10 protein-coding genes are annotated in these 10008 nt (G+C 73.9%); 2 read left to right on the top strand and 8 right to left on the bottom strand.

The window, feature by feature from the left end; translation table 11 throughout:
- Positions 1-151: 151 nt before the first annotated feature.
- The 5 genes from NH342_RS04505 to NH342_RS04485 all read right to left on the bottom strand — a co-directional run bounded on the left by NH342_RS04505 (position 152) and on the right by NH342_RS04485 (position 5977).
- Positions 152-1351 carry an LLM class flavin-dependent oxidoreductase gene (locus NH342_RS04505; RefSeq protein ID WP_253011806.1) on the bottom strand — a complete coding sequence of 400 codons (1200 nt, stop codon included), beginning with the start codon at positions 1349-1351 and terminating at the stop codon, positions 152-154.
- A gap of 211 nt (positions 1352-1562) precedes the next feature.
- A complete protein-coding gene (locus tag NH342_RS04500; RefSeq protein ID WP_253011803.1) occupies positions 1563-2834 on the bottom strand; it encodes a bifunctional 3,4-dihydroxy-2-butanone-4-phosphate synthase/GTP cyclohydrolase II in 1272 nt (423 codons plus the stop codon).
- A complete protein-coding gene (locus NH342_RS04495) occupies positions 2831-3313 on the bottom strand; it encodes a flavin reductase family protein (RefSeq protein WP_253011800.1) in 483 nt (160 codons plus the stop codon). The genes NH342_RS04500 and NH342_RS04495 overlap by 4 nt, the downstream gene beginning before the upstream one ends.
- Before the next feature lie 3 nt (positions 3314-3316).
- Entirely contained in the window at positions 3317-4801 is a 1485-nt protein-coding gene (locus NH342_RS04490) for an aldehyde dehydrogenase (RefSeq protein WP_253011797.1), read from the bottom strand.
- Positions 4802-4897: 96 nt separating this feature from the next.
- The gene (locus NH342_RS04485) at positions 4898-5977 is read right to left on the bottom strand and encodes a TDT family transporter (RefSeq protein ID WP_253011794.1); all 1080 of its coding nucleotides are present in this window, start codon (positions 5975-5977) and stop codon (positions 4898-4900) included.
- Between the two features lie 87 nt (positions 5978-6064).
- On the opposite strand from NH342_RS04485, the gene NH342_RS04480 reads away from it, so the two are divergent.
- Together NH342_RS04480 and NH342_RS04475 are read left to right on the top strand one after the other, a co-directional pair.
- On the top strand, positions 6065-6973 hold the full coding sequence (locus NH342_RS04480; protein ID WP_253011792.1) for a LysR family transcriptional regulator: 909 nt from the start codon (positions 6065-6067) through the stop codon (positions 6971-6973).
- Between the two features lie 102 nt (positions 6974-7075).
- Entirely contained in the window at positions 7076-7312 is a 237-nt protein-coding gene (locus tag NH342_RS04475) for a hypothetical protein (RefSeq protein WP_253011790.1), read from the top strand.
- A 6-nt stretch (positions 7313-7318) separates the two neighbouring features.
- Here the strand turns inward: NH342_RS04475 and NH342_RS04470 are convergent, their stop codons facing one another.
- Genes NH342_RS04470 through NH342_RS04460 form a run of 3 tightly spaced genes read right to left on the bottom strand, consistent with a single transcriptional unit; the run spans position 7319 to position 9972 of the window.
- The gene (locus NH342_RS04470; RefSeq protein WP_253011787.1) at positions 7319-7852 is read right to left on the bottom strand and encodes an NAD(P)H-dependent oxidoreductase; all 534 of its coding nucleotides are present in this window, start codon (positions 7850-7852) and stop codon (positions 7319-7321) included.
- On the bottom strand, positions 7849-8769 hold the full coding sequence (locus tag NH342_RS04465) for a hydroxymethylglutaryl-CoA lyase (RefSeq protein WP_253011784.1): 921 nt from the start codon (positions 8767-8769) through the stop codon (positions 7849-7851). Before NH342_RS04465 ends, NH342_RS04470 begins: the two co-directional genes overlap by 4 nt.
- Positions 8770-9972, bottom strand: a complete 1203-nt coding sequence (locus tag NH342_RS04460) for a CaiB/BaiF CoA-transferase family protein (protein ID WP_253011781.1) — start codon at positions 9970-9972, stop codon at positions 8770-8772. It lies immediately after the preceding gene.
- Positions 9973-10008 lie beyond the last annotated feature (36 nt).

Below are 10008 nucleotides of genomic sequence, written 5' to 3'. Positions count from 1 at the left end.
CCCGCTGAGAGGCTGACGCAACGGTCAGCCCCTCAGCGATCCCCGACCAGAACACCCGCATGTTCGCCCGAGTCGCCACGAGCCCCACCCCTCAGCTGGGGTGATGCAACGACCGGTTGACACCGAGCCAGCTGATCCACGCCGCGGGCGGTCAGTGGCGGATGCCCGCCTGCACCATCAGCGGCAGGATGTCGCTCTCGAAGACGTCGAGCTCCTGCACCGGGTCGATGAGACCCATGATCATGCCGTCCATGCCGGCCTTGTTCAGCTTCACCAGCTCCTCGGTGACCTGCTCCGGGGTGCCGACGATCGGGTAGCCGCCCCAGCCGGCGATGAAGCGCTCCTGGTACTCCTTGACCACGTGGTCGAAGGACTGCGAGGCGCCCGAGCTGGCGATCTTGATGACGTTGCCGGCGGCGCCCCAGTCGCCCTCGTCGATCACGTTCTGGAAGGCGGCCTTGGCCTCGGCCTCGGTGTCGCGGCAGACGATGAGCCCGTAGGTCATGGTCTGGATGTCGCGCTGGTGCTCGGTGCGGGCCTTCTCCTTGAGCGTGGACGTGTAGCTCGTGACGTTCTCCAGGGTGTCCAGCGAGGCGAAGTTGACGTCGACGTTGCGGGCGGAGAACTCGATGCCGGCGGGGGAGTTGCCGGCGTTGATGAGCGCCGGGCGCGGGCCCTGGATCGGCTTGGGGTAGGCCTCGACGTCCATGCCGTGGAAGTACTTCCCGTCGACGTCGAAGCTGCCCTGCTCGGTCCACAGCTTGTTCGCGAAGTCCAGCCACTCCTGGCCGAACGCGTAGCGCTCGTCGTGCTCGCGCTGCTCGCGACCGAACATCTCCATCTCGGGGGTCACCCAGCCCATCACCAGGTTGAGCACGAACCGGCCGCCGGAGATGTGGTCGATCGTGGTGGCCTGCTTGGCCGAGACGATCGGGTGCATGGTGGGCAGGTGCGAGGTCGCGGCGATCGCGATGTTCTCGGTGGCCTCGGCCAGGCCCGCGGCCCACGTGTAGGTCTCGAAGCAGTTGCCGTTGAAGTTGGTCGAGCCGCCGAAGCCCTTCCAGCGGGCGACCGGGACCATCGCCTCGAAGCCCAGCCGGTCGGCCTTCTGGGCGATGGCCTTGGTGTGCTCCCAGGTGATCTCGTAGCTGCTGGCCGCGTGGCTCATGATCAGGCCGTAGGAGCAGTTCGTGCCGAACAGGCCGAGCTTCATGCCCTGGTCGTTGAACAGCGGGTTGGTCGTCGTGCGGTCGGCGTGCGGCTGGGTCTCGGCCGGCGGCCGCGGGTCGGTGGGGGCCAGCCCCAGACGCTCGTTGGCGCGCTGGGTGGGACGGTCGTCGGTGGTCGTCACGCGAGCTCCTCGGCGGATCGGCGGGCCGGGCGCGGTGTGCCCTGGGCCACGTTCACCGCCGACGCTAGGAGTGCCCGGCGGCCGCCGACAGCCGCCGAGCGCACTGCCGTGACCGCTCCCGGCAGACCTCCGCGACACCCCGCTGACCTGCACGGGAGCACACCCGGGGCCCCTCGCGCAGCGCTGCGCGAGGGGCCCGGGACGGCGCGGGTCAGGTGCCGGCGACCGGCAGGTCCAGGACGGCGGACAGCCCCCCGGCGGGCAGGGTGGCGGTGCCGAACCGGTGGCCCATCCGCTCCCGCTTGGTGCGCAGGTAGCGCACGTTGTGCGGGGTCTCGACGGTGGGCAGGTGCACCCGGCCGGTGATGGTGAGGCCGTAGCCGTCCAGGCCGCCGTACTTGGCGGGGTTGTTGGTGATGAGCCGGATGCGGGTGGCGCCGAGGTCGCCGAGGATCTGGGCACCGACGCCGTAGGAGCGGCTGTCGACGGGCAGGCCTTGGGCGGTGTTGGCGTCGACGGTGTCCAGGCCCTGCTCCTGCAGGGCGTAGGCGCGGATCTTGTGGCCCAGGCCGATGCCGCGGCCTTCGTGGCCGCGCAGGTAGACCACGGCGCCGACGCCTTCGGCGGAGATGGTGGCCAGGGCCTGCTCGAGCTGGGCGCCGCAGTCGCAGCGCAGGGAGCCCAGGATGTCGCCGGTCAGGCACTCGGAGTGCACCCGCACCAGCGCCCCGGCCGGGGTGCGGGAGGCCGCGGACAGGTCACCCATGACCAGCGCCAGGTGCTCGGTGCCGTCGAGGGTGTTGCGGTAGGCCGCGGCGCGGAACTCGCCGAACTCGGTGGGCATCTGCGCCGACCCGACCAGCTCGACGAGGCGTTCGGTGGCGCGGCGGTGCCGCACCAGGTCGGCGATCGCCAGGATCGGCAGCCCGTGCTCGCGGGCGAACCCGGTCAGCGACGCACCCGCTCGCATGGAGCCGTCCTCGTCCACGATCTCCCCGATCACGCCCACGCCCGAGAGCCCGGCCATGGTGGTGAGGTCGACGGCGGCCTCGGTGTGCCCGGCGCGCACCAGCACCCCGCCGGCGCGGGCGATGAGGGGGAACACGTGCCCGGGACGGCGGAACTCGGCCGCCGGTGCCGAGGTCAGGGCGCGGACGGTGGCGGCGCGGTCGGCGGCCGAGACGCCGGTGGAGGTGTCGTGGTGGTCCACGGTGACGGTGAACGCCGTGCCGTGGGCGTCGGTGTTGTCGGTGACCATGAGCGGCAGCTGCAGCTCCGCCGCGCGGGCGGCGGGCATCGGGGTGCAGACGATGCCGGTGGTGTGCCGCACGAGGAAGGCCATCTGCTCCGGCGTGCACAGCTCGGCGGCCACGACCAGGTCGCCCTCGTTCTCCCGGTCGGCGTCGTCGACGACGACGACCATGCCGCCGGCGGCCAGGGCGGCGACGGCGGTCTGCACCGATTCGGTGGGGGTGCGCTTCACGGGGTGGCCTCCAGTGCGGCGTGGGTGCCGAAGACCCGGGAGTGGTAGGTGAGCGGGGCGCCGTCGACGGTGTCGGCCGCGGTGACCAGGCCGAGGGCGACGACGTGGTCCCCGCCCTCGACCAGGGACTCCACGTCGCAGGCCAGCCACCCGGGCGCGCCGGGCAGCCGGGGCAGGCCGGAGTCGGGCACCCAGTCGACGGCGGCGAACTTGTCCGGGCCCTTGCGGGCGAACGACAGCGCCAGCGCCGACTGGGTGGAGCCGAGCACGTTCACGCCGAACCGGCCGGTGTCCCGGACCAGGGCCAGCAGGTCCGACCCGCGGTCGAGGGAGACCAGCACCATCGGCGGGTCCATCGACAGCGACGCGAACGCCGACACCGTCGTCCCGTGCGGGACGCCGTCGGCCGACACCGCGGTGATGACCGAGACCGGGGTGGCGACCCCGGCCATCACCTCGCGGAACGCCTCGGCCAGCACGGGTCAGCCCAGCTGGAACGGGTCGCGGGTGCCGCCGGTCAGCTCGATGAACACCGACTTGTTCTCGGTGTACTCGTTGACCGCTTCGACGCCGTTCTCCCGGCCGATGCCGGAGTTGCCGAACCCGCCGAAGGGCATGTTCGGGGCGACCACCCGGTAGGCGTTCACCCACACCGTGCCGGCCCGCAGCTTCGCCGCGACCCGGTGCGCGCGGTGCACGTCCTTGGTCCACACCGCCCCGGCCAGGCCGTAGGGGGTGTCGTTGGCCAGCTTCAGCGCCTCGTCCTCCTCGGTGAAGGTGTAGGCGGCCAGCACCGGGCCGAAGACCTCCTCGCGGACGATGGTGTTCTCCGGCCCGACGTTCGTGACCACGGTCGGCTTGACGAACAGCCCGCCGAGCTCCGCGGCCGGCTCGCCGCCGCAGGCGAAGGTGGCGCCCTCGGCCGCAGCGCCCTGCAGGTAGCCGAGCACCTTCTCGTACTGCGGCCGGTTGGCCACCGGGCCCATCTCGGTGTCGGCGTCGTTGGGGTCGCCCAGCACGATCTCGTTCGCCCGGGCGGCGATCTTCTCGACCAGGGCGTCGTGCACGTCGGCGTGCACGATCAGCCGGGAGCCGGCCATGCAGGTCTGGCCGGTGGCGGCGAAGACACCGGCGACCAGGCCGTTGGCCGCGGCGTCGAGGTCGGCGTCGGGGAAGACGATCTGCGGGCTCTTCCCGCCCAGCTCCAGGGTGACCCGGTTGAGGTTGCTCACCGCGGCCCGGGCGACGGCGGCACCGGTGGCGGTGGAGCCGGTGAAGGCCACCTTGTCCACGCCGGAGTGCGAGGCCAGGGCCTCGCCGGTGGCGCGGTCCCAGCCGGTGACCACGTTCAGCACCCCGGCGGGCAGGCCGGCCTCGTGCAGCACCTGGGCGAAGGCGACGGTGGAGGCGGGGGAGTGCTCGGAGGGCTTGACCACGCAGGTGTTGCCGGCGGCGAGCAGTGGCGCGAGCTTGAAGGTCAGCAGCAGCAGCGGGGAGTTCCACGGCGTGATCGCACCGACGACGCCGACCGGCTCGCGCACGGTGTAGCCGAAGTAGTTCGGGTTCACCGGCGGCACGGTGCGGCCCTCGATCTTGTCGGCCAGCCCGGCGAAGTAGTAGTACCAGTTGGGCAGGCCCTTGAGCTGGCCGAGCATCTCGCGCATCAGCTTGCCGGAGTCGTTGACCTCCAGCTGGGCCAGCCGCTCGGCGTTGGCGAGGATCGCGTCGCCGCACGCCCGCATGACCGCGGCGCGCTGGAAGCCGGTCATCCGGCCCCACTCGCCCTCGAAGGCGGTGCGGGCCGAGGCGACGGCCTCGTCGACGTCCTCGGGGGCGCCGTCGGCCAGCACGGCCCAGGCCTGGCCGGTGTAGGGGTTCTGCGACTCGAAGGTCTTCCCGGACCGGGCGTCGACGGTCTTCCCGCCGATGAACAGTCCGAAGGTCTCCAGCTCGGTGGCGGTCGTCATCGACAGCTCCTCAGGTGTTCGAGTGGTGGCGGTCACCCCCGACGGTAGGCACGCCGATCGCGGGCCACCATCCGCTGAGAGCGTCCCGATGACCGGCTACAGCAGCGACGAGTCGAGGACGCCCCGTGCGGTGCGGATGGCCACGGTGCCCCACGCGACCAGCAGCCCGGCGAACAGCACGACCGCGGCGACCTGCAGGAACACCTCGCCGGTGTGCGCGGCCAGCCCGGAGGTGCCGGTGACGACCGTGCCGACCGGGAAGGTGAACGACCACCAGGTGAGGGTGAACGGCAGCCGCGCCCGCGCGGTGCGCACGGTGACCGCGGCCGCGATCCCGGCCCACATCAGCGCGAACCCCCAGACCGGCAGGCCGTAGACCAGGCCGGCGGCCCGGAACGCCGAGGCGTAGGGCTCCGGGACCGCGAGGTGCGCCTGCGTGCCCAGGTTGTTGGCCGCGGTGATCGACTGACCGAGCGGGCCGAGCACGATCCACAGCGTCGGCACCATCGCGGCCGCCCCGACCTTGTGCCGGGCCAGCCGGCCCCACACCAGGGTGATCACCACCAGGCTGGCCAGCAGCGACAAGCCGAACATCGACCAGCAGAGGGTGAACACGGTGGTGCGCAGCTGGCCGGCGGGCAGCTCGGGCACCAGCAGCGCGCCGGTCGCCGCCGACACCATCGGCGGGACCACGGGCATCAGCCACCCGCCGAAGGCGGCGTCCTCGGGGACGTCGTGCCGGGTGAAGACCAGGTACGGGACGGCCACGGCGGTGACCAGTCCGGAGACCGTGCCCGCCACCCAGAGGACGGCGAACACCCCGAGCGCCGCGCCCTCACCGACGAGGTCCGCGCCGACCAGCTGGGTGGCCACCCCGAAGGCCAGCAACGCCATCGGCGGAGCGCCGTAGAAGTGCGCCATCACCGGGTTCGAGGCATGCGCCCGGGCGGCGTCCGGGTGGTGCCGCCAGTGGGCCACGGTCGCGGCCGACACGGCCACCAGCAGCACCCCGGCGAGGACCCAGACCACCTGCGCCAGCAGGCGCAGCCCGGGTAGCTGCACCGGCAGGGTGACCGCGGCGGTCGCGACGATCGACGTCCCCATCACCGAGGCGAACCAGTTGGGCCCGATCGCGGCGACCCTGGGGTGCGCGGGGGCGACGAGGGTGGCGGTCATGCCTCCACGGTGCTGCCGGCGTCCCGTGCGCGGTAGGGGCGTCGTCGCTGTGGATGCACAAGCCGAGCTTGTGGGACAGTCGGCCCCGTGCCCCTCAGCCCGCACGTGCCCGACCTGGGTGCCCTCGAGCTGCTGCTCGACGTCGTGGCCACCGGCAGCATCGGGGCCGCCGGGCGCCGGCACGGCATCAGCCAGCAGGCCGCCTCGGCCCGGCTGCGCACCCTGGAGCGGCAGGCCGGCGTCGCGGTGCTCGACCGCCGGGCACGGGGCACCCGGCTGACCGAGGCGGGCACGGCGTTCGCGTCCTGGGCAGCCCGGGTGGTGGAGGCAGCGGCGGAGCTGGACGCCGGGCTCGCCGCCCTCCGGCACGAGGGCACGGCGCGGTTGCGGCTGGCCGCGAGCATGACCGTCGCCGAGCACCTCGTCCCCGGCTGGCTGGCCGCGCTGCGCCGGCAGGGCGGCCCGGCCCGGGTGCTGCTCACCGCGACCAACAGCGCCGCGGTGGCCGAGCTGGTGCGCACCGGTGCCGTCGACCTCGGACTGGTCGAGGGGCCCGAGCCGCTGACCGACCTGCACCAGGTGGTGGTCGGCCAGGACCGGCTCGTGCTCGTGGTGGCGCCGGACCACCCCTGGGCGAGCAGGCGCCGTCCGGTGGACGCCGCGCTCCTGGCCCGCACCCCGCTGGTCACCCGGGAGCCCGGGTCGGGCACCCGTACCGCCTTCGAGCAGGCCCTCGGGGAGTCCGCCGCGGCCCCGGTCCTGGAGCTGAGCACCGCGACCGCCGTCCGAGAGTCTGTGCGGGCCGGGATCGGACCGGCCGTGCTCTCCCGGCTGGCGGTGGCGGGGGACCTGCGCGAGCACCGGCTGGTCGAGGTCGCGGTCCGCGGGGTCGACCTGCGCCGACGCCTGCGGGCGGTCTGGTCCGGCGGGTCGCAGCTGCCACCCGGCCCCGCCCGCGACCTGCTCGCGGTCGCCGCCGGGTCACCGGCCCGCTGAGGCGACGGCCCTGCGCCCACTGCCGGGACGGGGCATGCTGGGCCGTGTCGGACCGGGGAGTCCAGCCCGTGGCCCCGTCGAGCAGGTCCTCGAGGAGTCAGCATGGGCACCGGGTGGTGGGCGGTCGTCTTCTTCGCCGTCGTCGCGGTCGTGGCCGCGGTCTGGATCGGCAACACGATCCGGTGGACGCGCGCGAACGGGAACCTGGCCCGGCGCAGCGAACCTGCGCTCGGGCCCGGCGCGGGCCGCCGCGGCGCTCGCCTGGTCGTCGGCATCGTGCTGGCAGGGGTCGCCGTCGTCGGGCTGGTGTGGTCGGTCCTCTACGCGACCGCGAGCTGACCGGCGTCAGACCTGCGGCTGCAGGGCGCGGATGGCTGCCGAGCCATGGACGGCGCGGGTCAGGTCGACCAGCGCGCGGCCGTGGGCGGCGGCGAGCTCGGCGGCGTCGGCGGTGAGGTCGGTGCCGTCGAAGTGCGGGTGGGTGAGCACCAGGCCGGGGCTGAGGACCTGGCAGCCGTAGAACCCGGCCAGCAGGCTGCGCAGCGAGTCCTGGGCGAGGAAGTGCTCGGGGGCGTTGTTGGTCATGACGATCGCCGCCGTCGTCCCGGCCAGGTGGGCTTTGGTCTCGGTGGTGTACCGACCGCGCTCGGCGTTCTCGAACAGGTTGCGCAGCAGGCTGGAGAACGACGCCCGGTAGGTGGGGCTGCCGAAGACGACGGCGTCGGCGGCCTCCATCGCGTCCAGCACGGTGGGGACGTCGGTGTCGGCCAGGCTGAGCTTCTCCGTCTCGGCACCGAGGCACCCGGCGAGCACCCCGGCCACGCCGGCGTCCGTGCGGCCGCCGACCGAGGGGCTGCCGACGACCCCCAGCACCTTCACGGGCGGAACTCCCCGCGCGGTTTGTTCGCCCCGCCGGCCCGGTACAGCGAGCTGGGCAGCTCGTGCTCGACGGCGCGCTCGGTGACGGCGGCGGCGGCGAGCACCCGGTCCAGGTCGATGCCGGTCTCCACGCCGGAGTCGGTGAGCCAGTAGACGAGCTCCTCGGTGGCGATGTTGCCGCTGGCCCCCGGGGCGAAGGGGCAGCCGCCGAGGCCGCCGACGGAGGAGTCCAGCTGGGTGACCCCGGCCTGGACGGCGGCCAGCGCGTTGGCCTGGCCGGTCCCGCGGGTGTCGTGGAAGTGCGCGCCCAGCGGCAGGCCCGGGGCGGCCGCGCGGACGGCGTCCAGCAGCTCGACGGTGCGCCGCGGGGTGACCGTGCCGATCGTGTCGCCCAGGCACAGCTGGTCGGCGCCGTTGGCCACGGCGGTGGCGACGACGTCCAGCGTGCGGGACGGATCGGTCCGTCCGTCGAACGGGCAGTCCCACGCGGTGGCGATGATGACCTCCAGCGACCCGCCGGCGGCGTGGCTGACCTCGGCGATGGCGCCGATCGCGTCGGCGGCCTCCGCGGTGGGCTTGCCGGCGTTGGCCCGGGAGTGCGAGTCCGCGGCGCTGACCACGTACTCCAGGTGCGGGATGCCGGCGTCCACCGCGCGCTGCGCGCCGCGCAGGTTGGCGACCAGAGCGGAGAAGTGCACCCCGTCGTACTGGCCCAGCGCCGCGGCGACCTGGTCGGCGTCGGCGAGGGCGGGCACCGCCTTGGGGGAGACGAAGGAGGTCACCTCGATCCGCTGCACGCCGGTGGCGACCAGCGCCTCCAGCATCTCCAGCTTGGCCTCCAGCGGGACCGGGTCCTCCAGCTGGAGGCCGTCGCGCATGCCGACCTCGCGGAGGTCGACCCTCGGTGGCAGCTGCACTCAGATCACCCCTTCGGCGACCAGCGCCGCCACGTCGTCGTCGGTGAGGCCCAGCAGTTCCCCGTAGACCTCGGTGTTGTGCCACCCCGGCGTCGGCGGGCCCGCCCACTTGACCGCCCCCGGCGTGGCCGACAGCTGCGGCGTCACACCGGGACCGAGCACGTCGGCGTCCACCCCGAGGTCGTGGTGGTCCACCAGCATGCCCCGCGCCAGGAACTGCTCGTCGACCACGACGTCGGCGACGGTCGCCACCGGGCCGACGACGACGCCGGCACCGCTGCAGCGGGCCACCACCTCCTCGGGCGGGAGCCCCTTCGCCCAGGCGCCGATCAGCGCGTCGAGCTCGTCCTGGTTCCGCGCCCGGGCGGTGTGGGTGGCGTAGCGCTCGTCGTCGGCCAGCTCGGGGCGGCCCATCGCGGCGCACAGCCGGCGGAACAGGGTGTCCTGGTTCGCCGCGATGATCACGAACGTGCCGTCGGCGGTCTCGTAGCTGTTGGAGGGTGCGATCGCGTCGAGCCGGGTGCCGCTGGGCTGGCGGACCAGCCCGGCTCGCGAGAAGTCGGGGACCATCGACTCGGTCACCGCCAGGCACGAGTCGGTCAGCGCGGCGTCGACGACCTGGCCCTGCCCGGTGCGGGCGCGGGCCACCAGCGCGGTGAGGATGCCCTGGCAGGCGAACATGCCGGCCAGCGAGTCGCCGATCGACAGCGCCATGCGCACCGGCGGCTGGCCGGGGAACCCGGTGACGAACCGCAGCCCGGCGCGGGCCTCGGCGACGCTGGCGTAGCCGGGCTGGGCGGCCATCGGCCCGGTCTGGCCGTAGCCGGAGACCCGGGCGAGCACCAGGCCGGGGTTCGCGGCGGCGAGCCGGTCGTACCCCAGGCCCCAGCGCTCCAGGGTGCCCGGGCGGAAGCTCTCGACCACGACGTCGGCGCCGGCGGCCAGCTCGAGGAACAGCTCCTGGCCGCGCTCCCCGCGCAGGTCGAGGGTGATGCAGCGCTTGTTGCGGGCGTGCACGGTCCAGAAGAACCCGCGGCCGTCCTCGTGGGCCTGGCCCCAGGTGCGCAACGGGTCGGGCCGGTCGGGGGCCTCGACCTTGATGACGTCGGCGCCCTGGTCGCCCAGTAGCCGCCCGGCGAACGGGCCGGCGATCAGGGTGCCGATCTCCAGCACGCGGATGCCCTCGAGCGCTCCGGCGGTCATCTGGCTCCTCACGTCGTCGTGCGGGGACGGGGCCGA

The organism is Klenkia sp. PcliD-1-E, from assembly GCF_024124375.1.
Lineage (GTDB): Bacteria > Actinomycetota > Actinomycetes > Mycobacteriales > Geodermatophilaceae > Klenkia.
The sequence above is the reverse complement of the archived record's forward strand: the minus strand, read 5'-3'. Positions and strand labels throughout refer to the sequence as shown.

Bases quoted from the DNA above. Each gene is read 5' to 3' on its own strand.
- NH342_RS04485 (WP_253011794.1), bottom strand. From the start codon at position 5,977: ATGACCGCCACCCTCGTCGCCCCCGCGCACCCCAGGGTCGCCGCGATC.
- NH342_RS04460 (WP_253011781.1), bottom strand. From the start codon at position 9,972: ATGACCGCCGGAGCGCTCGAGGGCATCCGCGTGCTGGAGATCGGCACC.
- NH342_RS04475 (WP_253011790.1), top strand. From the start codon at position 7,076: ATGGGCACCGGGTGGTGGGCGGTCGTCTTCTTCGCCGTCGTCGCGGTC.
- NH342_RS04490 (WP_253011797.1), bottom strand. From the start codon at position 4,801: ATGACGACCGCCACCGAGCTGGAGACCTTCGGACTGTTCATCGGCGGG.